Origin of the sequence: Actinophytocola oryzae (assembly GCF_004364325.1) — a bacterium.
Taxonomy (GTDB): Bacteria; Actinomycetota; Actinomycetes; order Mycobacteriales; family Pseudonocardiaceae; genus Actinophytocola; species Actinophytocola oryzae.
In genome coordinates, this window is the sequence record NZ_SOCP01000031.1 from 1 (window position 1) to 23845 (window position 23845).

At 69.8% G+C, this 23845-nt stretch carries 21 protein-coding genes and 1 rRNA gene; 16 read left to right on the top strand and 6 right to left on the bottom strand.

Features of this window, described 5'->3' with window-relative positions; all coding sequences use genetic code 11:
- The 7 genes from rrf to recN form a co-directional block, all read left to right on the top strand.
- Positions 1–87 (top strand): 5S ribosomal RNA (rrf, locus tag CLV71_RS45275); the annotation flags it as partial.
- 45 nt (positions 88–132) lie between these two features.
- Positions 133–3720, top strand: a complete 3588-nt coding sequence (locus CLV71_RS49960; protein WP_243867470.1) for a hypothetical protein — start codon at positions 133–135, stop codon at positions 3718–3720.
- A complete protein-coding gene (locus CLV71_RS45285; RefSeq protein WP_133909164.1) occupies positions 3717–4589 on the top strand; it encodes an HAD-IIA family hydrolase in 873 nt (290 codons plus the stop codon). Before CLV71_RS49960 ends, CLV71_RS45285 begins: the two co-directional genes overlap by 4 nt.
- A gap of 4 nt (positions 4590–4593) precedes the next feature.
- Positions 4594–4761: a hypothetical protein gene (locus tag CLV71_RS48250; RefSeq protein WP_166664523.1), complete on the top strand. Its 168-nt coding sequence runs from the start codon at positions 4594–4596 to the stop codon at positions 4759–4761.
- 4 nt (positions 4762–4765) lie between these two features.
- Positions 4766–5572 (top strand): TlyA family RNA methyltransferase, encoded by an 807-nt coding sequence (locus tag CLV71_RS45290; RefSeq protein ID WP_133909165.1) that lies wholly within the window; start codon positions 4766–4768, stop codon positions 5570–5572.
- Positions 5569–6462 carry an NAD kinase gene (locus CLV71_RS45295; protein ID WP_133909166.1) on the top strand — a complete coding sequence of 298 codons (894 nt, stop codon included), beginning with the start codon at positions 5569–5571 and terminating at the stop codon, positions 6460–6462. The genes CLV71_RS45290 and CLV71_RS45295 overlap by 4 nt, the downstream gene beginning before the upstream one ends.
- A gap of 51 nt (positions 6463–6513) precedes the next feature.
- The gene (gene recN / locus CLV71_RS45300; protein WP_133909167.1) at positions 6514–8313 is read left to right on the top strand and encodes a DNA repair protein RecN; all 1800 of its coding nucleotides are present in this window, start codon (positions 6514–6516) and stop codon (positions 8311–8313) included.
- Positions 8314–8348: 35 nt separating this feature from the next.
- Here recN and CLV71_RS45305 read toward each other — a convergent pair whose 3' ends face one another.
- A complete protein-coding gene (locus CLV71_RS45305; protein WP_208298053.1) occupies positions 8349–8771 on the bottom strand; it encodes a hypothetical protein in 423 nt (140 codons plus the stop codon).
- A 54-nt stretch (positions 8772–8825) separates the two neighbouring features.
- On the opposite strand from CLV71_RS45305, the gene CLV71_RS45310 reads away from it, so the two are divergent.
- The 5 genes from CLV71_RS45310 to CLV71_RS45330 all read left to right on the top strand — a co-directional run bounded on the left by CLV71_RS45310 (position 8826) and on the right by CLV71_RS45330 (position 14137).
- Positions 8826–9419, top strand: a complete 594-nt coding sequence (locus CLV71_RS45310; RefSeq protein ID WP_133909168.1) for a TetR/AcrR family transcriptional regulator — start codon at positions 8826–8828, stop codon at positions 9417–9419.
- A gap of 102 nt (positions 9420–9521) precedes the next feature.
- Complete coding sequence (gene steA, locus CLV71_RS45315) at positions 9522–10706, top strand: putative cytokinetic ring protein SteA (RefSeq protein WP_133909169.1); 1185 nt, start codon at positions 9522–9524, stop codon at positions 10704–10706.
- Complete coding sequence (locus tag CLV71_RS45320) at positions 10703–11644, top strand: copper transporter (protein WP_133909170.1); 942 nt, start codon at positions 10703–10705, stop codon at positions 11642–11644. Before steA ends, CLV71_RS45320 begins: the two co-directional genes overlap by 4 nt.
- Positions 11645–11807: 163 nt before the next feature.
- Positions 11808–13511 (top strand): CTP synthase, encoded by a 1704-nt coding sequence (locus CLV71_RS45325; protein ID WP_133909171.1) that lies wholly within the window; start codon positions 11808–11810, stop codon positions 13509–13511.
- Positions 13508–14137 carry an NUDIX domain-containing protein gene (locus CLV71_RS45330; RefSeq protein ID WP_133909172.1) on the top strand — a complete coding sequence of 210 codons (630 nt, stop codon included), beginning with the start codon at positions 13508–13510 and terminating at the stop codon, positions 14135–14137. Before CLV71_RS45325 ends, CLV71_RS45330 begins: the two co-directional genes overlap by 4 nt.
- Positions 14138–14273: 136 nt before the next feature.
- Here CLV71_RS45330 and CLV71_RS45335 read toward each other — a convergent pair whose 3' ends face one another.
- The 4 genes from CLV71_RS45335 to CLV71_RS45350 form a co-directional block, all read right to left on the bottom strand.
- Complete coding sequence (locus CLV71_RS45335) at positions 14274–15260, bottom strand: SGNH/GDSL hydrolase family protein (RefSeq protein ID WP_133909173.1); 987 nt, start codon at positions 15258–15260, stop codon at positions 14274–14276.
- 2 nt (positions 15261–15262) lie between these two features.
- A complete protein-coding gene (locus CLV71_RS45340) occupies positions 15263–16246 on the bottom strand; it encodes an SGNH/GDSL hydrolase family protein (protein WP_133909222.1) in 984 nt (327 codons plus the stop codon).
- 77 nt (positions 16247–16323) lie between these two features.
- Complete coding sequence (locus CLV71_RS45345; protein WP_133909174.1) at positions 16324–16725, bottom strand: nuclear transport factor 2 family protein; 402 nt, start codon at positions 16723–16725, stop codon at positions 16324–16326.
- Positions 16726–16828: 103 nt separating this feature from the next.
- Positions 16829–16999, bottom strand: a complete 171-nt coding sequence (locus CLV71_RS45350; RefSeq protein ID WP_133909175.1) for a DUF397 domain-containing protein — start codon at positions 16997–16999, stop codon at positions 16829–16831.
- A gap of 337 nt (positions 17000–17336) precedes the next feature.
- Here CLV71_RS45350 and CLV71_RS45355 point away from each other — a divergent pair, with 337 nt between their 5' ends.
- Positions 17337–18197 (top strand): helix-turn-helix domain-containing protein, encoded by an 861-nt coding sequence (locus CLV71_RS45355; protein WP_133909176.1) that lies wholly within the window; start codon positions 17337–17339, stop codon positions 18195–18197.
- A gap of 405 nt (positions 18198–18602) precedes the next feature.
- Here the strand turns inward: CLV71_RS45355 and CLV71_RS45360 are convergent, their stop codons facing one another.
- On the bottom strand, positions 18603–20039 hold the full coding sequence (locus CLV71_RS45360; protein WP_133909223.1) for an amino acid permease: 1437 nt from the start codon (positions 20037–20039) through the stop codon (positions 18603–18605).
- A 247-nt stretch (positions 20040–20286) separates the two neighbouring features.
- On the opposite strand from CLV71_RS45360, the gene CLV71_RS45365 reads away from it, so the two are divergent.
- From CLV71_RS45365 to CLV71_RS45375, 3 genes are read left to right on the top strand one after another with little or no spacing between them, the layout of a single operon-like run.
- The gene (locus CLV71_RS45365) at positions 20287–21651 is read left to right on the top strand and encodes a glutamine synthetase family protein (RefSeq protein WP_208298054.1); all 1365 of its coding nucleotides are present in this window, start codon (positions 20287–20289) and stop codon (positions 21649–21651) included.
- Entirely contained in the window at positions 21632–22396 is a 765-nt protein-coding gene (locus CLV71_RS45370) for a gamma-glutamyl-gamma-aminobutyrate hydrolase family protein (RefSeq protein WP_133909177.1), read from the top strand. The genes CLV71_RS45365 and CLV71_RS45370 overlap by 20 nt, the downstream gene beginning before the upstream one ends.
- On the top strand, positions 22393–23760 hold the full coding sequence (locus CLV71_RS45375) for an aldehyde dehydrogenase family protein (protein ID WP_133909178.1): 1368 nt from the start codon (positions 22393–22395) through the stop codon (positions 23758–23760). Before CLV71_RS45370 ends, CLV71_RS45375 begins: the two co-directional genes overlap by 4 nt.
- The last annotated feature ends 85 nt before the right edge of the window (positions 23761–23845 follow it).

A 23845-nucleotide genomic window follows, 5' to 3' on the forward strand; every position in this document is an offset into this window, starting at 1 on the left:
GGTCCCATTCCGAACCCGGAAGCTAAGCCCTCCAGCGCCGATGGTACTGCACTCGCTAGGGTGTGGGAGAGTAGGACACCGCCGGACTTTACTTCGCAAGAGGCCCCCCGGACCCCCGGGGGGCCTCTTGGCGTGCCCGAGTGTTCAAATAGATGCATAGTGACGTGCCCCAGCCCAGGAGGAACAGTGTCGGACCGCAACCGCGACGAGTCTGAGAGCGGTGGCGCGCGCAACCGAGACCGCGACTCCAACCGCCGCGACCAGGGTGGCGCTCACCGCGACCGGGGCGGCTACCGCCCCACCCGCGACCGCGACAGCCGTGGTGGCTACCAGGGGCAGGACCAGTCCCGCCAGTCCTACCGCAAACGCGACGACGACCGGGCTGGCGGCGGGTACCGACAGGACCGCGGCTCCTACGGCGGCCGTCCCCGCAGCGACGACAAGGACTCCCGCGGCCAACGAGGCGACCGCACTGGTGACCGCGGCAACGACCGGGGCAGCTACCGCGGCGGCGACCGCGACCGCCCGGCCCGCTTCGAGGGTTCGAACCGCAGCTCGGACCGCGATCGAGGCGGTTCCCGCCCAAACCGCGACGACCGAGGCGGCTTCCGCACCTCTCGCGACGACCGCCCCTACCGGTCAGGCTCGCGTGACGACCGCCGGGACTCCGGAAGCCGCGACTCAGGCGGCGGCTACCCCCGCCGCGACCGCGACGACCGTCCTCGCACCGGCTACCAGGGCAGCGGCGGCTACCAGGGCAACCGCGGCCAAAGCTCCGGCGGCCAGAGCTCCGACCGCTCCGACCGCTCCAGCCGACCCAACCGCTTCTCGACCGACCGACCCAGCCGCAACTTCCGCGACCGCGACGACCGCCCTAGCCGCGACGACCGCCCCACCGGCGACCGCGGCTTCCGTAACGACCGCTCCCGAGACGACCGCGGCCAGCGCGGCGACCGTGACTTCCGCAGCGACCGCCCCTCCCGCGACGACCGTCCACGCTCAGACCGTCCCCGCGACGACCGAAGCTCCCGGACCGATCGCGGCACCCGCGACGACCGCAACTACCGCGGGGCCCGCGATGCCGACTCCCGCGGCTCTCGCGACTTCGGTGACGACCGTGGCTCCCGAGACGACCGTGGCTCCGGACCTGACCGTGGCTCCCGTGATGTACGTGGCTTGCGCGATGACCGTGGCTCCCGCGACGACAGGAACTCCCGCGACGACCGGGGCCAGGAGCGCACTGGCTTCCGCCCGAACCGCTTCCGCGACGGCGACAGTGGCACCGCCCGAGAAGACCGCTCCAGCGGCGGTTACCAGGGCGACCGTGAGAGCCGTTCAGGCGGTGGCTACCGAGGCGACCGGGAGAACCGTACGAGTGGCGGTTACCAGGGCAGCAGGGACAACCGCTCCAGCAGTGGCTACCAGGGCAATCGAGACAGCCGCTCCACCGGTGGCTACCAGGGCAACCGCGAGAACCGTTCAACTGGTGGTTACCAAGGCGACCGGGAGAACCGCACGAGCGGTGGTTACCAGGGCAACCGGGACAGCCGGTCCGGCGGTGGCTACCAGGGCAATCGCGACGACCGTCCGCGTGGCAGCTTCGGCAACCGCGAGGACACTCGAGGCGGCAGCGGCTTCCGTCCCAACCGCGACGACACTCGCTCCGGTGGGAACCGTCGGGACCGGGACGACCGTCCCGCTCGGGACCGCGACGAGCGTGCCGGTGGTTATCGGGGCAACGACCGTCAGGGGCGTTTCCAGGACCGTGACCGGTCGGCCCGATCGGGCAACGTTTCGCCTTCCCAGGACCGGGAGGCACCCGAGACCGAGGAAACGACCCAGGAGCCGACCAGCGGCTTCGCCCGTCGCAACCACTACCGCAACACCACCGGCGGCGAAGGCCGCTCGAACGGCTACCGCTCGCGTGAGACCTCCGACAACGCCCCCGTCTACGACGTCGAGCCACCTGAATACGAGGACGTGACCGCAGTCGGGGACCCGAACGGCGGTAGCACCCTCGAGGAACCCGAGAACCATTCAATCGAGCCAACCGGCGACGTCCCGGTCTCCACGCCGCACCACACCGTCACCGACGAGCCGGCGGCGTCGGAAGCACCGACCGAAGCCGACTCCGCCGAGGAACCTGCCGGCGACGCCACCGCGCACGCCGAGCCGGCGACTTCGACAACTGCGGGTTCAGCACCGTCGGCGACCTCGACAACGCAGGGGACTTCGGCAGCATCGGCAACGCCGGGGACTTCGGCAACGTCAGCAGCGTCGGCGACCTCGGGGACTTCAGCTGAATCCGACACGACCGACGTTGGTGTGGAGTCAGCCGAGGCCAAGGACACTGCCGAGCGGGCCTCAGGCGACCAGCTCGAAGCCGGCGAGCCGGCAGACGGTTCTGACCCAGTCAGCCCGGCGGCCGGCCTGACTGGGTCCGGTCCGGGCGACGTGCCTGGGACAGCCGTCCACGAGACCTCCGCCACCGCGACTGCCCCGAACGAGACGGGCCCGGCCGACACGCCGGACGCCGCCCTCAACGGAAGCGGCCCGGTCGCGGACGCCGAGGTGCTCCAGGTGGTTCGCCAGACCACCTCCGGTGCGTTTACGGAGCCTGCCTCGGTCGAGGACTCCCAGGCGACTGAGCGGGTCGGCGACGCGACCACCGCCGCCCCGCCCCAGCCTGTTCGGAACGACACCGGTTCGAGTGACTCGGCCGACAGGCCTTCCATCGACCAGAACGTGAGCGGTCCGGTCGACGAGCCCCAGACGCGCGAGCCGAGTCGCGAGGCCGCGGCCGGCGACTCGACCGAGCCGGCCTTGGCCGACGGCGTTCGGCCGAGTGGTGCGGCCGTCGAAGCCGTCGCGGCGGCCGACGCCGGCGACGAGCCAGTCACCGGCACAGCTGCCGCCGACGCCGGTTCCGCCGACGCCGGTTCCGCCGACGCCGACGTCGACTCCACCGCCGATGCGGATGCCGAGGCCCGTGCGGATGACGCCGATGCGGCACAGGGCCACGTCGCCGACGCCCCCACTCACGTCGAGTTCCGTCGTGACGGTGAGCCTGAGATTCCCGAGGACATCTCCTTCTCCGACCTCGACCCCGACGCCCGGCGTGAGCTGAAGAGCCTCTCCAAGTCCGTCGCCGAGCTTGTCGGGCGGCACCTGGTCGCGGCGGGTGTGCTCATCGACGAGGATCCGGAGCTCGCCCTCGCCCACGCGCGGTTCGCTCGTACCCGTGCCTCACGGGTGGCCGTCGTGCGGGAGGCGGCCGGGATCGCCGCCTACCACGCCGGTGAGTGGGCCGAGGCGCTCGGCGAGTTCCGTGCCGTCCGGCGGATGACCGGCTCGCAGACCCTCCTCCCCGTGATGGTCGACTGCGAGCGGGCTCTCGGCCGCCCGGAACGCGCACTCGAGCTGGCCGCCGAGGCCAGGGACCTCACGCCGGACGTCCAGGTCGAGCTGCGGATCGTCGCGGCGGGTGCGCGTCGTGACCTCGGTCAGCTCGACGCGGCCGTCGTCGCTCTCCAGGGGCCCGATCTCGACGCCAAGCGTCGTGACCCGTGGAGTGCGCGGCTCTTCTACGCCTACGCCGACAACCTCGCGGCCGCCGGCCGTACGGACGACGCCATTCGCTGGTTCCTCAACGCCGCCGAGGCCGATTTCGACGAGGAGACCGACGCCGCCGAACGTGCTACCGCCCTGAGCACGTCATGACCCTCCTCGACGACTACGACGCGCTCCTTTTCGACCTCGACGGGACCATCTATCGAGGCGAGGAGGTCGTGCCGGGGGCCGACCGGGCGGTCGAGGCGGCCCGCGCCCAGCAGGTGAAGGTCCGCTTCGTCACCAACAACGCCTCCCGGGGGCCGGACGAGGTCGCCGAGCACCTGACGCGCATCGGGATCCGGTCGACGCCCGAGGAGGTCAGTACCAGCTCCCAGGCCGCCGCAGCGGTCCTCGCCGAGAAGCTTCAGCCCGGTGCGACCGTCCTGGTGGTCGGTTCGGACGCGCTCGTGCACGAGGTGGAGCTGAAGAACCTCGCCACCACCCGCCTCCACGACGACTCCGTCCAGGCGGTCGTCCAGGGCCTCAGCAAGGACGTCGGCTGGCGCGACCTCGCCGAGGCGACGGTCGCGATCCGGGGTGGGGCGTTGTGGGTCGCCTGCAACGTCGACCCGACCCTGCCGACCGAGCGTGGTCCGCTGCCCGGCAACGGTTCGCTCGTCGCCGCGCTCCGGACGGCCACCGGCAGCGAGCCGGTCGTCGCGGGCAAGCCGGCGACGCCGCTGATGGACGAGGCGCAGCGGTCTGCCGACGCCGAGCGGCCGCTTGTCGTCGGTGACCGGATGGACACCGACATCGCGGGTGCGGTCAACGCCGGGCTCGACTCGCTGTTGGTGTTCTCGGGGGTTTCCACTCCGCAGGAGCTGCTCGACGCGACCGAGGACCTGCGGCCCACCTACGTCGGTCTCGACGTGGCGGCTGTCACCCGGGAGGGTGTGCGGATCGACACCAACAGGGCATGGGCGGACGCGGTGCGTGAGGCGCTTGGCCGCCTCGGTCTCGAGCATGAAGTAGCGTGACGGTGTGCAGTTCGACACCGACCAGGCCGCTGAGGTCGACACCAGCGACATCGACGAGGCGATCGCAGGCACCCGCAACCTCGACGCCGTCCCGCTGACCGAGCACGTCGGCCGGTTCGACGCGGTGCACGTGGCGCTGAACGAGGCGCTCACCAGCATCGACACGGACTGACCCGGTGACGAGGAGGGCCAGGCTCGACGCCGAGCTGGTGCGGCGTGGTCTCGCTCGTTCCCGTGAGCACGCGTCGCAGCTCATCGCGGACGGCCGGGTGACCGTGCGGGGCACGGTGGCCGGCAAGCCGGCCACGGCTGTCGAGACCGACGCGCCCGTGGTGGTGCGTGACCTCGACGACGACCAGGACTGGGCGTCGCGTGGCGCGCACAAGCTCATTGGCGCGCTCGACCGGTTCCCGGTGAAGACCGACGGACGTCGCTGCCTCGACGCGGGTGCGTCGACCGGCGGTTTCACCGACGTGCTGCTGCGTCGCGGGGCGGAGCGCGTGGTCGCGGCGGACGTGGGTCGCGGTCTGCTGGTGTGGCGGCTGCGGACCGACGAACGGGTCACGGTGCTCGACAGGACGAACGTGCGCGCGCTCACGCCGGAGCAGGTCGGGGGACCGGTCGACCTCGTGGTCGCAGACCTCTCGTTCATCTCGCTGCGGCTCGTTCTCCCGACGCTTCTGGCGTGCACGACCGACGACGCCGACCTGTTGCCGATGGTCAAACCGCAGTTCGAGGTCGGTAAGGAGCGGCTCGGTTCCGGCGGGGTGGTGCGTGACCCGGCGTTGCGTGTCGACGCCGTGCGGTCCGTGCTGGCCTCGGCGGCCGAGCTGGGGCTGCGGGCGCACGGTGTCGTCGCGAGCCCGCTTCCCGGTCCGTCGGGGAATGTCGAATACTTCGTGTGGCTGCGTCGTGGGAACCCTCTCGATGACACAGCCGTGTTAGACCTCGTGGAGATCGCCGTTCGAGAGGGGCCGCAATGACCGCGCGTGAGGTGCTCCTCGTCGTGCACACCGGCCGCACCGACACCCGTCATGCCGCTGAGAAGGTCGCCGGCTGGTTCGCCGACGCCGGTATCGCGTTGCGGGTGCTGGAACGTGAGGCACCCGACCTTGGCCAGTCCTGCTACCAGCGGGTCGTGCCGTTCGGGTCCCAGGCCGCCGAGGGCACGGAGCTGGTGTTCGTGCTCGGCGGGGACGGGACGTTACTGCGGGCCGCGGAGCTGGCGCGGCCTGCCGGGGTGCCTGTGCTGGCCGTCAACATGGGTCGTGTCGGTTTCCTGGCGGAGGCCGATGCCAACGTGTTGGACGAGGCCGTCGCGCAGGTCATCGACGGGCACTACGAGGTCGTCGACCGGATGACCGTGGACGTGCGGGCGACGCTGGGGAACCGGCAGCTCGCGCGGACGTGGGCGCTCAACGAGGCCAGTGTCGAGAAGAGCAGCCGCGAGCGGATCCTGGACGTGCGGATCGAGGTCGACGACCGGCCTGTGTCGTCGTTCGGCTGCGACGGTGTGTTGTGTGCGACGCCGACGGGGTCGACCGCGTACGCGTTCTCCGCGGGTGGGCCGGTGGTGTGGCCGGACGTGCAGGCGCTGCTGGTGGTGCCGAGCAACGCGCACGCGATGTTCGCGAGGCCGCTGGTGGTGTCGCCGGACTCGAGGATCGCGGTGGAGGTGGATCCGTCCGGGCATCCCGCGGTGTTGTGTTGCGACGGTCGCCGCACGTTCGTGCTGCCGCCCGGGGCGCGGGTCGAGGTGGCGGGCGGGGAGATCCCGGCGCGGCTCGTGAAGTTGCGTCAGGGGCCGTTCACCGACCGGCTCGTGGAGAAGTTCGAGCTGCCCGTGCAGGGTTGGCGCAGCCCACGGCCCTGAATCGAACACACTAGCGGGTCGTGCGAGCTTTTGTCGGTGGGAACCGATAAAGTGCGCGCTGTGTTGGCCGAGATGCGCATCGAGGGCCTCGGCGTGATCGACGAGGCCACTCTCGAGCTCGACCCGGGACTCACCGTCGTGACTGGTGAGACGGGTGCGGGCAAGACCATGGTGGTCACCGGGCTGCATCTGCTGTCCGGTGGCCGTGCCGAGGTGTCCAAGATCCGCAGCGGTGCGGGGAAGGCGTCGGTGGAGGGCCGTTTCTCGGCGCCACCGGGTAGCGCCGCGGCCAAGGTCGCGAGCGACGCGGGCGCCGAGCCGGACGACGAGGGTACCCTGATCGCCCTACGCAGCCTCAACGCCGACGGGCGGTCCAGGGCGCACCTGGGTGGCCGGTCGGTGCCGGTCGGGGTGTTGTCGGACCTGTCCGAACAGCTGATCGCGGTGCACGGGCAGAACGACCAGCTGAAGCTCATGCGGCCCGCGGAGCAGCGGTCCGTGCTCGACCGGTTCGCCGGTGAGGGGCTGGCAGGTGCGCTCGCCGAGTACCGCAAGGTGCGTGACGAGTGGGTGCGGGTCAGCACGGAGCTGACGGAGCGGGCCGCGCGTTCGCGTGAGATGGCGCGTGAGGCGGACCTGCTCAAGCACGGTCTCGCGGAGATCGAGGCGGTGGCCCCGACCCCGGGCGAGGACGACGAGCTGCAGGAGAAGGCGAAGCGTCTCGCGGATGCCGACCAGCTGCGTGAGGCGTCGACGGGTGCGGTGTACGCGGTGTCGGGTGCACCGGACGGTGACCCGGACGTGCCCGGCGCGTTGGGGTTGATCGCCGACGCGCGGCACCGGCTGTCGTCGTCGGACGACCCGCGTCTGCGTGAGCTGGAGCCGAGGCTGGCGGAGGCGGAGGCGCTGCTGGTCGATGTCGGCACCGAGCTGAGCAGCTATGTGGAGTCGCTCGACGCGGACCCGGCGGTGCTGGAGAAGGTGCTGGCGCGGCAGGCGGAGCTGAAGGCGTTGACCCGCAAGTACGCCGCGGACGTGGACGGGGTGCTGGCGTGGGCGGCGGACGCGTCGGAGCGTCTCGCCGGTCTGGACACGTCGGAGGGTGCGCTGGCGGAGCTGGCGAAGCGGCGTGACGAGCTGGCCGTGTCGTTGGCGGAGCTGGCCAAGCAGGTGACCGTGCTGCGGGTGGAGGCGGCGGACAAGCTCGCGCAGGCGGTGACGGTCGAGCTGGCGGGCCTGGCGATGGGTCAGGCGGCGATCGAGGTGATCGTCAGCACGCGGTGGGCGGAGCCGAACGAGCCGTACTCGTTGCGGGTCGCGGGTGGTGAGGGCCGGGAGGCGCTCGCGCACGCGGGACCGGAGGGTGTGGACGAGGTCGAGATCCGGCTGCGTGCGCATGACGGTGCGGTGGCGTTGCCGGTCCACAAGGCGGCGTCGGGTGGTGAGCTGTCCCGGGTGATGCTGGCGATCGAGGTGGTGTTGGCGCACACGGATCCCGTGCCGACGTTGGTGTTCGACGAGGTCGACGCCGGTGTGGGGGGGCGTGCGGCGGTCGAGATCGGGCGCAGGTTGGCCCGGTTGGCGTCGAGCCATCAGGTGATCGTGGTCACGCACCTGCCGCAGGTAGCGGCCTTCGCCGACCGGCACCTGGTGGTCGACAAGCAGGCCGCGGGCGGGATCACCCGCAGTGACGTGCGGCGGGTGGACGAGCAGGACCGGGTGATCGAGCTGGCCCGGATGCTCGCCGGTATGGACTCGACCGAGACGGGTCGGGCGCACGCCGAGGAGCTGCTCGCGGTCGCCGACGCGGACAAGAAGGCGACGCGCGGCAAGGGACGGAAGCGGAAGTAGGGCTGAGGAACCCGGGGACGTGGCCCCGGGTTCGCCTAGCTCGTCGTCAGCAGGCCCAGTCCGAGGGTCACCACGCCCACGCCGAGTGACAGGGCGCCGAGCCAGAGCAGCCAGATCAGCTTGTTGGGCCGGTTCACCTCGCCCCTGCCCATGGACGAGAAGAAGAAGCCGGCCGACATGAGGGCCGCCGCTGCCGGGGTACCGATCCTGGCCAGCCAGCCCAGGGCGCCGTCCATGGCTGTCGCGTCCGCCAGTAGCAGCGTGACCAGGCTCAACGTCACCAGCACGCCCGCGTGGGCGTGGCCTGCTCTGGCGAACGACTTCTGGAACGCCGTCATCGCCACCTTGCCCCGGACTATCCGGGTCATGAACCAGCCGCCGAACTCGATGCCCACGATCGTGAGGAGTACCGCGCCGGCGATGTGGCGGGACGCGTCGCTCATTGTCAGGGTCTGCACCTTGCCTCCTTTGGTAACGTCGTTACGAAACACCGTTACGGTAGAGTTGTCAAGATGGGTAGGCCAAAGCTGCACGACGACGCGCTCCGGGACCGGCTCATCGGCAAGGCCGCCGCCTTCGTCTTCGAGGACGGGGTCGACGCCCTGAGCCTTCGGCGGCTCGCGACCGCCGCCGGGACCTCGACCACCGCCGTCTATTCGCTGTTCGGGAACAAGGCGGGACTGCTCGAGAGCCTTTACCGTGAGGCCGCTCGGCGGTTCGGGGCGCGGCTCGCCCTGGTCGGAGTCACGGATGATCCTGTGGGTGACATCGTCCGGCTCGGGCTCGCCTACCGTGAATACGCGCGGGACGAACCGCACCTTTACGGAATTCTCTTCGCCAGGACCGAGGAGCCGGATCCGGAAGCCGGGGCCGAGGCCGCCAGGACGATCCGGCCGCTTCTCGACGCCGTGCGGCGCGGCCAGGAGGCCGGACGGCTCGTGGACGCGCCCGCCGACCGGATTGCCTTGTCCTGTTGGGGAATCGCGCACGGGCTCGTCTCGCTCGAGCTCGCGGGGACCGTGCCGGAGGGCCTCGACATCGCCGCCGGTTACGAGGACGCGCTGAACGCCATGGTCGCGGGATGGTCGACAAACCGTCCGTCGTGAACTGTCCGCGATGATCGTCCCAATGGGACAGACAACCCGATCGAGTGAATTTCTCGGCGTGGCGACCGGAATCACATCTGTGTGTTTGTCACCATCAGTCTCATGAAGCTCACCGGTCTTCTCGCACGATCGAACCAGGCAAAACCTGGGATCACCGGTATCGCGCGGGTCGACCGGCGCACGGGTGACCTTCTGCGGCGGATCGGGCCGGGCGACATCGTCATCCTCGACCAGGTCGACCTCGACCGCGCCACCGCCGACGCCCTCGTCGACGCCGACGTCAGCGGCGTGGTCAACGCCTCCCCGTCCATCTCCGGGCGGTTTCCCAACCTCGGGCCGGAGATCGTCGTCGGCGCCGGGATCGCGCTCGTCGACGGCACCGGGCCCCAGCTGCTCCGCAACGTCAGGGAAGGCAGCAGGGTCCGCATCGCCGACGGCGTGGTCCTCGTCGGCGACAGGGTGGCCGGCCGAGGCACGATGCAGACCGTCGAGTCCATCGCCGACCTCATGATCGCGGCCAAGGCGGGGCTCTCCGCGCAGCTCGAGGCGTTCTCCGCGAACACGATCGAGTTCCTCCGCCGCGAGAGAACCCTGATCCTCGACGGTGTCGGCGTGCCGGAGCTGTGTGCGCCGATCTACCGCAACCAGGTGCTCGTGGTCGCGCCGGGGCGTGACCACGAGGAGGACCTCAGGCACCTCAAGCGGTACATCAGGGAGCACCGGCCCGTACTGATCGGTGTGGACGGTGGCGCGGACACCCTGCACCACCTCGGATATCGCCCGAACGTGATCGTCGGCGACCCGGACCGGTTGTCCACCGACACACTGCGTAGCGGCGCCGAAGTCGTGGTGCCCGCCCACATGGACGGCCACGCGCCGGGGCTGGAGCGTGTGCAGGACCTCGGCGTCGGCGCGGTCACCTTCCCCGCCTCCGGCAATCCCGAGGACCTCGCGTTGCTGCTCGCCGACACCCACGGCGCCGACCTCGTCGTCACGGTGGGGTTCCAGGCCACGCTGCACGAGTTCCTCGACCGAGGCCGTTCCGGCTCCAACCCGTCGACGTTCCTGACCAGGCTCAAGCTCGGCAGCAGGGTCGTGGACGGCAAGGCGGTCGCGACACTGCACCGCAGCCGCGTGTCCATCGGCGCGGTCGTGCTGCTCGTGCTCGCCGCGTTCGTCGCCGTCGCGGCGGGCATCGCGGTCTCGGGCGTCGGCGGCGCCTACGCCGAATGGTTCGTCAACACCTGGCACGCCTTCACGAACTGGACCGGGGAACTCCTCTCATGATCTCGTTGCGGTACCACATCATCTCCATCGCGGCCCTCTTCCTCGCGCTCGCCGTCGGCGTCGTGCTCGGCTCGACGACGCTGTCCCGGTCCATGCTGTCCGGCCTCAGCAGCGACAACGACGACCTCGTGCGGCAGGTCCACGAGCTGCAGAGCGAGAAGAACGGCCAGGCGGCGCGGCTCGCCGACGCCGACCGCTTCGCCACGTCCGTCGGCCCGCTCGCCGTACAGGGCCAGCTCTCGCAGCGCACGGTCGTCCTCGTCACCACCTCCGACACCCGGCCCGCCGACCGCGACGCGCTCAGGACGCTGGTCGAGGGCGCGGGCGGCACCGTCACCGGCGAGCTGCAGCTGACCGAGCAGTTCGCCGACCCCCGCAAAGCCGACCAGCTCCGCGACATCGTCGTGCGGCTGCTGCCCGCCGGGGTCCAGCTGCCCACCGCGTCCGACCCCGGCACGCTCGCAGGCGGGCTCGTCGGACCGCTCCTGCTGATCAACAAGGCGAACAACGCGCCGCAGGCGTCGCCGGAGGAGACCGCGGCCGCGCTCGCCGGGCTCACCGAGGGCGGATTCGTCAAGGCCAGCCAGGGAATCCGGCCCGCGCAGCTCGCCATCGTGCTCACCGGCGGCGCCGAGGCAGGCGACGGCGCGGGCGACCGGGCCGCGACCATCGCACGGTTCGCCACCCAGGTCGACCGGTCCGGCGCGGGCACCGTCCTCGCGGGAACCTCGGGCTCGGCGGACGGCACCGGCGCGGTCGGCGTCGTGCGTGCGGACACGGCCGCGACCAGCATCCTGTCCACGGTGGACAACGCGCAGACCGCCGCGGGTCGCGTGGTGACCGTGCTCGCGCTGCGTGAGCAGCTCGAGGGCCGCACGGGCCGCTACGGCGACGCGGGCAACGCCGAACGGCCCTCGCCTGGCGCTCAGCAAGAGTAGTGTCACCCTCGGTGACGTTATGCCACGTCGGAGTGTCGGGTTCCGATCCCGAGAGCAGGTGATACGGTGAAACCCCGTGGAGAGTCAGGCGGGAAGCCCCGCTGCGAACGGTATCGCCAGTAACGGTTTTGGACCCAAGGCTCGGCCACGGGGGGCGTCCCTGGTGCAACACTCGCGTACGACCAAGTATGTGTTCGTGACCGGTGGAGTCGCTTCCTCGTTGGGCAAGGGCCTCACGGCGTCGAGCCTCGGTCAGCTGCTCACGGCACGCGGCCTGTGGGTCACCATGCAGAAGCTCGATCCCTACCTCAACGTCGACCCCGGCACGATGAACCCGTTCCAGCACGGCGAGGTGTTCGTGACCGAGGACGGCGCCGAGACGGACCTCGACGTCGGGCACTACGAGCGCTTCCTCGACCGGGACCTCGCCGGTGCCGCGAACGTGACCACCGGACAGGTGTACTCGCAGGTCATCGCCAAGGAGCGGCGCGGGGAGTACCTCGGTGACACCGTGCAGGTCATCCCGCACATCACCGACGAGATCAAGGCCCGCATCCGCAACATGGCCGAGCCGGACGAGGACGGTCACGCCCCCGACGTGATCATCACCGAGGTCGGCGGCACGGTCGGCGACATCGAGTCGCTGCCGTTCCTGGAGGCCGCACGGCAGGTCCGTCACGACGTGGGCCGCGACAACTGCTTCTTCCTGCACGTCTCGCTCGTGCCCTACCTCGCGCCGTCCGGTGAGCTGAAGACCAAACCGACGCAGCACTCGGTCGCCGCGCTGCGCAACATCGGCATCCAGCCCGACGCGGTCGTGTGCCGGGCGGACCGCGAGATCCCCAGCGGCCTCAAACGCAAGATCGCGCTCATGTGCGACGTGGACATCGACGCGGTCGTCGCCGCGCCCGACGCCCCGTCCATCTACGACATCCCGAAGGTCCTGCACACCGAGGGCCTCGACGCCTACGTCGTGCGCAGGCTGGGACTGCCGTTCCGTGACGTGGACTGGACGGTGTGGGGTGACCTGCTGACCCGCGTGCACGATCCGAAGGAGACCGTGCGGATCGCGATCGTCGGCAAGTACGTCGACCTGCCCGACGCGTACCTGTCGGTCACCGAGGCCCTGCGTGCCGGCGGGTTCGCCCACCGCGCGAAGGTCGACATCACGTGGGTCGCCTCCGACACCTGCGAGACCCCGGCCGGTGCCGCCGCCGCACTGTCCAACCTGGACGGTGTGCTCATCCCCGGCGGCTTCGGCGTCCGCGGCATCGAGGGGAAGATCGGCGCGATCCACTACGCGCGGGTGAACAAGATCCCGGTGCTCGGTCTGTGCCTCGGCCTGCAGTGCATGGTGATCGAGACCGCCAGGAACCTCGCGGGGATCTCCGACGCCAACTCGTCGGAGTTCGACGAGACCACGACGCACCCGGTGATCTCCACGATGGCCGACCAGGAGGACGTCGTGGCGGGGGAGCGCGACATGGGCGGCACCATGCGCCTCGGCGCGTACCCGGCGAAGCTGACCGCCGGCTCGGTGGTCGCACACGCCTACGGCACCAAGGACGTGTCCGAGCGGCACCGGCACCGCTACGAGGTCAACAATGCCTACCGCGACAAGCTGTCGAAGGCAGGCCTGAAGTTCTCGGGGCTGTCGCCGGACGGTCACCTGGTCGAGTACGTCGAGCTGGCGACCGACACGCACCCGTTCTTCGTCGGCACGCAGGCACACCCCGAGCTGAAGAGCCGCCCCACACGGCCGCACCCGCTGTTCGCGGGCTTCGTACGGGCCGCGCTGGCCCGCAAGGCGGCGGAGCGGTTGCCGGTGGAGCTGCCGGAGCCGTCCGGGGCGGGGGCTCGTTCGTGAGCGGGCCCGGCAGCCACGACTTCAGGGTCGTGTCGTCCAAGGACGTCTACGTGGGACGGATCCTCGCGCTGCGGGCCGACGAGGTCGCGATGCCCGGTGGCGGCACCGCCACCCGTGAGGTGGTGGAACACCTCGGCGCCGTCGCGGTCGTCGCGTTGGACGACGACGACCGCGTGACCCTCATCCACCAGTACCGCCACCCGGTGGGCAGGCGGCTGTGGGAGCTGCCCGCCGGTCTGATCGACCACCTCGGCGAGGACCCGGTCGAGACGGCCGGGCGCGAGCTGGTCGAGGAGGTCGGGCTCGCGGCAGAGCACTGGTCGGTGCTGCTGGACGTGGCCGCGTCGCCGGGCTTCACCGACGAGGCAGTCCGGGTGTACCTGGCGACGGGCATCTCGGCCGTGGACCGGGACCTGCTCGGTGACGAGGAGGCGGACCTGGTGGCCCGCACGTTCCCCCTGGCCGACGCGGTCCGGATGGTCCTCGCGGGTGAGATCGTCAACGCCGCCTCGGTGGGTGGCATCCTCGCCACGCACGTGATCCGGTCGTCCGGCGCGAGCCCACGGCCGACCGACGCGCCGTGGGTGGACCTGCCGACCCGCTTCGCGGCCCGCGAACAGGGCTGAGGCCCGTACCCCGCTCGCCGGTCTCCCCGGCGGGCGGGTTTGGCCTCCGGCCCCCGGTTCGACGCTACCGGGAGGCACCGACAGTTCCTGGTCGCCGACGGTTTCGCGGCTATCCGGGCGGCACCGACCTTCGCGGTCAGGCCAGGAGCGGGGCCAGGCGGTCGGCGATCTTGCGGTGGCCCTGGTCGTTCGGGTGCACGTTGTCCACGGTGTCGGTGGACTCGGTGATCCAGCCCTCGGTGTTGACGAAGCGGGTCCGCGAGTCGCCGAAGGCGGTGACCGCCGCCTGCGTCTCGGTGACGAACCGCTTGCGGAAGGTCTCCAGCGCGAGGATGTTCGCGTTCGGGTACTTCGCGCGGACGTTGCGCAGCAGTGTCAGGTAGGCGCTCTGGAACTGCGCGCCGGTGACGCTGTGGCCGACGTCGTTGGTGCCGAGGTTGATCACGACCGCGCTCGCCTGGTACCGCGAGAAGTTCCAGTCGGGCGCGTCCGCGGCGAGGCCGGTCTTGAGGAACCGCACGCTCATCCCGATGCACCCGTCGGCCGCCGGGTACAGGCACGCGCCACCCACCGCGATCTGCGTGTGCCCGGCGCCGAGCCGTTCCCCGACCAGCCAGCCGTACGCGGTCAACGCCTGCTTCGACGACAGCTGCCCGACCGTGATCGAGTCGCCCACGAACTCGATGATCCGCGACGGCGTCGGCGGCACCACCGTGCGGGCACCCGAGTCCAGGATGACGCCCTGGAACACCGCGTCCCCGTGGTAGGAGCCCGCCACCGGCCGGTACGACACCCGCAGCCGGTGCGTGCCGTTCGCCAGCGGTGTCGGCGTCAGGTTGACCGTGCCGCTCACGTTCTTGTACGACACGTCGGCGCCGCCGTCGATGCTCGCGAACAGGTCGATCGCGCCTCGCTGCCGGAGCTTCACCGTGGTGCCGGTGAAGCCGACCAGCACGTAGGCGCCTGCCCACTCCGACACGTACGCGGTCGACGAGCTGGTGTTCCAGCGGCCGTAGTACCTGATGTTCGAGTCCGTCGGGGTGCCGTCGCCGGTGGCGGCGACCGCGGGGGTGGCCACCACCAGAGAGGCGAGGCAGGCCACCGCGACAAAGAACGCACGCATCTCTACAGTCCAATCGCCGGGCGGATGATCGGCGCCAGCCGGTCGGCTACCTTGACGTGTCCCGCCTCGTTCGGGTGACCGTCGGTGTCCTCGTAGTCGGTCCCGACCGTCAACCAGCCCTCGGTGCTGATGTAGCGAACGTTTGCGTCGTTCACCGCACGGACCGCGGCCTGCGTCTCGGGCACGTAGCGTTTCTTGAAGGTCTCCATCGCGAAGATCACCGCGTTCGGGTACTTCGCCCGGATGGCCCGCAGGAAGTCGGTGTACTGGGCCTGGAACGTCGCGGCCGTGACGCTGTGGCCGATGTCGTTGGTGCCCAGGTTGATCACGACCGCGCTCGCCTGGTAGCGCGAGAAGTCCCAGGCCGTCGTGCCGGTGCTGGCCGTCTGGAAGAACTGCGTGCGCTGCCCGACGCAACCCGACTGGGCGACCAGGCAGTAGCCGGACCGGGCGATCTGCGTGTGCTGCACGCCGAGCCGCTCGCCGAGCACCCAGCCGTAGGCGTTCACCGCGAGGTTGTCCGTCAACGCGCCCGCGGTGATCGAGTCGCCGACGAACTCGACGACCTTTGTGGACAGTGACGGGCGGGCGGTGGTCGCGCCGGAGTCCAGTACCAGGCCGAGGAAGACGGTGTCGCCGGACCGGTAGGACACCCGCAGCGAGTGCGTGCCGGCGGCCAGTGGTGTCGGCGTCAGGTTCACCGTGCCGCGCACGCCCGCGTAGAACACGTCCGCGCGGCCGTCGATGCTGGCGTAGAAGTTCACCGCATCCCTGGCCTTCACCCTGACCGTGGTCCCGGTGAACCGGGTGGAGAAGTAGGCGCCCGTCCAGTTCGGCACGGCCGTCGTGGTGGTGTTGGACCAGCGGCCGACGTAGACGATGTTGGGATCGGAGACGTCGCCTGCCGCGGCGGACGCCGGGGGAGCGACGGTCAGGCCCGTCAACGCGACCACGAAGGCCGCCACAATGGACACGGCACGGAACATCGTCAGCACCCACCTCTCTGGGAGCGCTCCCAAATGTTCACTGATTGTGACCCATTGGTCACGAAGATGTCAACAGGTCAGGGAGCCTGCAGAACCGAGGCCATGAGCTGGGTGTCGGAGTACTCGGTCAGCTCACGCACCAGGCCGTCGGCCAGGCGGAAGACCCAGCAGTACTCGTTGTGGTAGCGCACCCCGTCGACGGTCGAGTTCCGTCCGCGCCCCTCGACGACCACGAGGTCGCCCTCGGCGACGAACCGGTGCGCGGAGATGATCGTGCGGCCACGCAGCTGCCGCGACATCGGCCGCAACAGGTCGTCGAGCACCGCCTGCTTGCCCGCGTAGGTCCCCGACCAGGCCGTCGTCCCGATGATCGTCCACCGGACGTCCTCGGCGAGCAGGTCCACGAACGGCCGCGAGTCACCCTTCGCGACCTGGTCGAACGCGTACCGCAGCGACTCCTTGTCCTCGGCGGCACCCATGGTCCGATCTAACTCCCTGGAGTGCGCTCCAGGTCAAGAGCCGTCGCGACCGGTTCCGCATTTTTTCTGGATTCTGCTGACCTGTGGCGGTATTCCGACCCCGTCACATCTGCGCGAACGAGATCAGCCGCCTGACGCCGCCGGGGGTGACGTACAGGACCCGCATCGGCGCCTTGGAATCCCGGACGGCTGTGGCGCCGGCGCACCGTGTGACCTCGACGCAGCTGATGTTGCCGCTGAAACTGCTCTTTCGCCAGATCGGCTCGGCGGTCATGGTGGATCCTCCCCAGATATACCGGAACGTCAATTCCGAACGGCAATTATCGCCAATATCCGGGCGGCTCAGAATCCGCTGCTCGGGTGTACGCGCGTCGGCGCTCCACCGAGCCACTCACGGTGTCGTGCCACCCGTGTGAGCTACCCCCCGAACTGGTGGCTCTCGACGAGGGCGGGCGAGTGCCTACATCGGACTCAAGCATGCTACCTTGGCGAATGCCTGGTGGATGTGGATCAGGCAGGCAAACTGCCAGGTGGCTATCAGCCATATGGTGGTCACTGGATAGAGTGATCTCACTCGGTGGACCACGAGTCTGAAAAGGAGAGACCTCGACATGCCTCGTCAGCGGGACCCTCGGTTCGCGAAACGGCTGGTCGGACGGCGTCTACGCGCGCTTCGAGACGGCCTCGGCCGCACGCAGCAGGACGTGGCGGACAGCATGGACTGGTCGGTCTCGAAGCTGATCAGGATCGAGAACAGCTCCGTCGGCGTCTCCACGTCCGACCTCAAGGCACTCATGCTCGAGTACGGGGTCGCCGAGGACGAGGCCGCCACGCTGATCGCCGTCGCGAAGGACAGCCGTCGCGACCCCTGGTACGCCCGATACGGCGACGCGGTGGACGGGGCCCTCAGGAAGCTGCTCGCTTACGAGGGTTCGGCCGTCGCGGCACACCAGTTCCAGCTCGAAGTCGTGCCAGGGCTCCTGCAGACCGAGGAGTACGCGAGGGCACTGCTGACGCTGTTCCTGCCGGCGGACCTCGTCGAGTCCGCGGTCGCGGCCCGGATGGAAAGGCAACGGCACTTCTTCGACGACGACGCGCCCGACCTGACCGTGGTCCTCTGGGAGGCGGTGCTTGCACCTGCCGTCGGTGGCGCACCGGTCATGGCGGGGCAGCTCGAACACCTGCTCACGATGATGAACGGCCCGAAGGTGTCGATCGAGGTGGTCCCCTTCTCGGTCGGCGCACATGTGGGCCTCGAGGGTTCCTTCACGCTGCTGGACCTGGACGTCGACGCCGATGCCGACACGGTCCTGTACGTGGAAGGGCGCGAGGACTACCTGACGAACCGGGACGACGAGCTGGTGGCGCCGTACTGGACCCGGTTCGACGCCCTGCGGAAGGTCGCCGAGACCAGTGCGGCCGCGACGGCGATGCTGGAACGGCATCTTTCTGCTCACCAACAACACCGATGAACCGGCACGGCCGGATGACGACAAGCAGGAGCATCAATGTGCGGCGGAGAGACTCCGCGGAGCGACAAGCTCGGGCAGTGTTTCGAGTTCTTCAAGGACACGACGGGCCCAAACGCAACAGGGCTGCAGAAGGTGCTGGTTTCGGTGGTTATCGGGTTCTCGCTGGTAGCGGCGATGGCCGTGATTGGGTCAGTTGTCTGGGGGATGAACTTGCTCAGGACCTTGCCTTACGCGGCCGGCGTGGTGACAGTGCTGGGCGGTGCCGGTTGGACGGTCGTCAAGAGGCGACGTGCTCCGGCCGCCGCGACGGGAGGAGAGACGGGCGCCGGTGAGATCGGAGAAGGTGAGCCGAAATAGTTCGCCCGTGGGGGACGCCGGCCAGGTCGACGTCCCCCACGACCGGCGTCAGATCACGTCGAGGTCCCGCTCGATCGCGGCCAGCTCCTCGGCGCTGCCCTGCACCTTCGGACCCGTGAACCACTTCCGTGCCGACACCAGCCACCAGATCCCGGCGAACCCGAGCACCACCAGCACGGCGATCGGGGTGTAGTTGAACGTCTTCACCGTGACCGGGTAGGCCTGCGGCAGCATGAACAGGATCGTGATCACCACGACCCAGCCGACCGCGACGATGCCGATCGGGCGGCTCCACCGACCCAGGTGCCACGGCCCCCGCTCGAACGCCTCACCCCGGCGCAACCGCAGGAACGTCGGCAACACATACGCGATGTACAGCCCGATCACCGCGATCGACGTGACCGCCGCGTACGCCGTGTTGTTCCACAGGTACGGCAGCCCCAACACGAACGCGCCACCCGCCGCCAGCCAGATGGCGTTCGTGGGCGTCCTGGTGCGCTTGTTCACCCGGTGCCAGAACGACGACCCCGGCAGCGCGCCGTCCCGGGAGAAGGCGTAGATCATCCGCGAGTTCGCCGTCACCGACGACATGCCGCAGAAGAACTGCGCCCCGATGACGATCAACAGCAGCAGCTTGCCGCCCGTCAGCCCGATCGCGTCGATGAAGATCTGCGCAGGCGGCGTCGCCGACGCCACCTCCTTGTCGTAGTCCTGGATCGCGAACGTCAACCCGATCAGCAGCACCCAGCCCGCCGCCAGCGACACCACGATCGACATCACGATGCCGCGCGGGCCGCTGCGGGCCGCGTCGTGCGTCTCCTCGGTCATGTGCGCGCTCGCGTCGTAGCCGGTCAGCGTGTACTGGGCCAGCAGCAGCCCCAGCAGCGCCACGTAGAACCCCGACGCCCAGCCCGTGTTGTTCACGAACTCGCCGAACACGAACCCCGCCGACTGGTGGTTGTCCGGCAGGAACACCAGCGCGCCCACGATCACCAGCACGCCGATCACGTGCCACCACACGCTGATGTCGTTGAGCAGCGACACGAGCTTCACGCCGAACGTGTTCAGCAGCCCGTGCAGCAGCAGGATGATCCCGAACAGCAGGATCGTGTGCCCCGGCGTCGCGGCGAACCCGAACTGCAGGTCGAGGAACGCGTTGAGGAAGAACGCCGCGCCGAAGTCGATGCCCGCGGTGACCGCGACCTGGCCCAGGAAGTTGAACCAGCCCGTGAACCACGACCACGCCGCCGCGTTGCGGGGCGCGAGCTTGGCCGACCAGTAGTAGAGGCCGCCAGCCGTCGGGAAGCTCGAACAGACCTCCGCCATCGCCAGCCCGACCATGAGCGTGAAGGCGCCGACGATCGGCCAACCCCAGACGATCATCACCGGGCCGCCGGTGTTCATGCCGAACTGGTACAGGGTGAGACAGCCGGACAGGATCGAGATGATCGTGAACGAGACCGCGAAGTTCGAGAACCCGGACATCCGCCGGGACAGCTCCTGTGCGTAGCCGAGCTCGTGGAGCCGCTTCTCGTCCTCGGTGGCTGACGCCGGCTTCCTGGATGTACGTTTTGGGCTGTCGGTGGTCACGAGGTGCCTCCCTAATGGGTCAGCATCAGTCCTTTGGGTGTTGAGATCGAGTCGGACGCGACTACAGTGGCCGTTGACAGGTCAGAGTGCACCGGTGTCAAGAAGGCGTCAATGGGTCAGCCCTGATCCTTTGGAGAGTGTTATGGGCCAGCGCGGCGGCATGCTCACCCTCGACCGGTTGCGGGCGCTGGTCGACGACGGGACGATCGACACCGTGCTCGTCGCGATCACCGACATGCAGGGCCGCCTGCAGGGCAAGCGCTGCGCGGCCGAGTACTTCCTCAACGAGGTCGTGCCCCACGCCACCGAGGCGTGCAACTACCTGCTCGCCGTCGACGTCGAGATGAACACCGTCGACGGCTACGCGATGTCCTCATGGGAGCGCGGCTACGGCGACTTCGTGCTGCGCCCCGACTTCGACACCCTGCGCCTCATCCCCTGGCAGGACGGCACCGCACTCGTCCTCGCCGACATCGAGTGGGTCGAGGGCGGCCCCGTGCCCGCCTCCCCACGGCAGGTGCTGCGCCGCCAGCTCGACCGGCTCGCCGAACGCGACCTCGCCGCCCACGTCGGCACCGAGCTCGAGTTCATCGTCTTCGGCGACACCTACGAGCAGGCCTGGCAGCGCGGCTACCGCGACCTGACGCCGGGCAACCAGTACAACGTGGACTACTCGATGCTCGGCACCGGCCGCGTCGAACCCCTGCTCCGCGCGATCCGCAACGGCATGACCGGCGCGGGCATGTACGTCGAGTCCGCCAAGGGGGAGTGCAACCCCGGCCAGCACGAGATCGCGTTCCGGTACGACACCGCGCTGTCCACCTGCGACAACCACAGCATCTACAAGACCGGCGCCAAGGAGATCGCGGCACAGCAGGGCAAGAGCCTCACGTTCATGGCCAAGTACAACGAGCGCGAGGGCAACTCCTGCCACATCCACATCAGCCTGCGCGGCACCGACGGCAGCGCGGTCCTCGCCGGTGACGGCGAGCACGGGTTCTCCACGCTGATGGAGCACTTCCTCGCCGGCCAGCAGGCCGCCCTGCGGGAGCTGACCTACTTCTTCGCCCCGAACATCAACTCCTACAAGCGTTACGCCGACGGCAGCTTCGCACCGACCACCGTGGCGTGGGGGATCGACAACCGCACGTGCGCGCTGCGCGTCGTCGGCCACGGCGAGTCGCTCCGCGTGGAGAACCGCGTGCCCGGCGGCGACGTCAACCCCTACCTCGCCGTCGCCGCGCTCATCGCCGCGGGCCTGCACGGCATCGAGAACGAGCTGCCGCTCGAACCCGAGCTGGTCGGCAACGCCTACGGCACCGACCGGCCCCGCGTCCCGGCCACCATGCGGGACGCGGCGCAACTGCTCGGCGAGAGCACGCTCGCCCGCGAGGCGTTCGGCGACGACGTCGTCGAGCACTACCTCAACAACGCGCGGGTCGAGCTGGCCGCCTACGACGCCGCCGTCACCGACTGGGAGAGGATCCGTGGCTTCGAACGCCTCTAGCCCACCGGTCATCGGCATCACGACCTACCTGGAGCAGACCAGGTTCGGGGTGTGGGACGTGCCGGCGGCGGTACTGCAGCGCGGCTACCTCGACGGCGTCGTCGCCGCGGGCGGAGTACCCGTGCTGCTGCCACCGGTCGACGGCATGAACGCCAACGTACTGTCGCGTGTGGACGGTCTGCTCGTCGCGGGCGGCGCCGACATCGACCCCGTGCACTACGGCGCGGCACGCAACCCGGCGACCGGCCCCGCCAGACCCGACCGCGACATCGCCGAACACACCCTCATCGAGGCGGCACTCGCCAACGGCGTACCCGTGCTCGGCGTGTGCCGGGGGATGCAGCTGCTCAACGTCGTACTCGGCGGCACACTGCACCAGCACATCCCCGACACCTTCGGCGGCACCGAACACCTGCCCAAGCCGGGCACGTTCGGACGCGTACCGGTGAAAACCGCGCCAGGCAGCCGGTTGGCGGCGATCGTCGGATCCGAAGTGGACGTGCACTGCCACCACCACCAGTCGATCGACCTGCTCGCCGCCGGACTGGTGCCCGTCGCGTGGGCCGGTGACGGCGTGGTCGAGGCCATCGAACTGGCCGGACCGGACTTCGTGCTGGCCGTCCAATGGCACCCGGAGGGAGACGGGATGAGCGCCGGGAACAGGCCCGCGAACGCCGAGCGGGAGCGAGGCCATGTCATGGACCACAGGCTGTTCCAGGCGTTGGTGGAGGCGTCGACCAGATGAGCGTCACCCAGGTGATCAACCCGGCCACCGAGGCCGTCGTCGCCGAGGTTCCCCGGCACACGGCCGAGGAGACCGACACGGCCATCACGCGAGCACACCGTGCCCAGCCGGCATGGAAAGCGCTTGCGCCCGCCGACCGGGCACGGCTGCTGCGCCGGTTCGCCGAAGCCGTCGACTCCGACGTGGACACTCTCGCCGACCTCGAGGTCCGCAACTCCGGCCACACCATCGGCAACGCGCGGTGGGAGGCAGGCAACGTCCGCGACGTCCTGCAGTACTACTCCGCCGCGCCGGAACGCCTGTTCGGCAGGCAGATCCCGGTGGCGGGCGGCGTCGACATCACCTTCGCCGAACCACTCGGCGTCGTCGGCGTGATCGTGCCGTGGAACTTCCCGATGCCCATCGCCGGCTGGGGCTTCGCGCCCGCGCTCGCCGCGGGAAACACCGTCGTGCTCAAACCCGCCGAGCTCACCCCACTGACCGCCATCCGGCTCGGCGAACTCGCCCGAGAGGCAGGCATCCCCGAGGACGTGTTCCAGGTGCTGCCCGGCGCCGGGTCCGTCGTCGGGCAGCGGTTCGTGGACCACCCGCTGGTGCGCAAGGTCGTCTTCACCGGCTCCACCGAGGTCGGCAGGCAGATCATGGCCGGCTGCGCCGCGCAGGTGAAGCGGGTGACCCTCGAGCTGGGCGGCAAGAACGCCAACCTGGTGTTCGCCGACGCGGACCTGGAGAAGGCCGCGGCCACCGCGCCCTACGGCGTCTTCGACAACGCGGGCCAGGACTGCTGCGCCCGCTCCCGCATCCTCGTGCAGCGCAGCGTGTTCGACCGGTTCATGGAACTGCTCGAACCGGCCGTGCAGGGCGTGGTCGTCGGCGACCCCGGCGACACGAAGACCGAGATGGGACCACTGATCTCGAAAGCACACCTCGCGAACGTGTCGTCCTACGTGGACGACAAGACCCCGGTGGCCTTCCGCGGCAGCGCACCACAGGGACCGGGGTTCTGGTTCCCGCCGACGGTCGTCACCCCGCACGCGGCCACCGACCGGGTGGTCACGGACGAGGTGTTCGGCCCCGTCGTCACGGTGCAGACCTTCGAGGACGAGGCAGACGCGATCAGGATGGCCAACGACACCGAGTACGGCCTGTCCGGCTCGATCTGGACCGAGAACCTCGGCCGCGCCATGCGGGTCGCCCGAGGTGTCGAGGCAGGCAACCTGTCGGTCAACTCGCACTCGTCGGTGCGGTACTCGACGCCCTTCGGCGGCGTCAAGCAGTCCGGACTCGGGCGAGAGCTGGGGCCCGACGCCCTGGCCGCGTTCACCGAGACCAAGAACGTCTTCATCGCGACAGAGGGGGAGTAAATGAGCGGAGCTGACGAACCAGGAACACCCAGGATGACAGCCCACCTGCGACTGGACGCACGAGTGGGACTTTCGCACGGGTTCG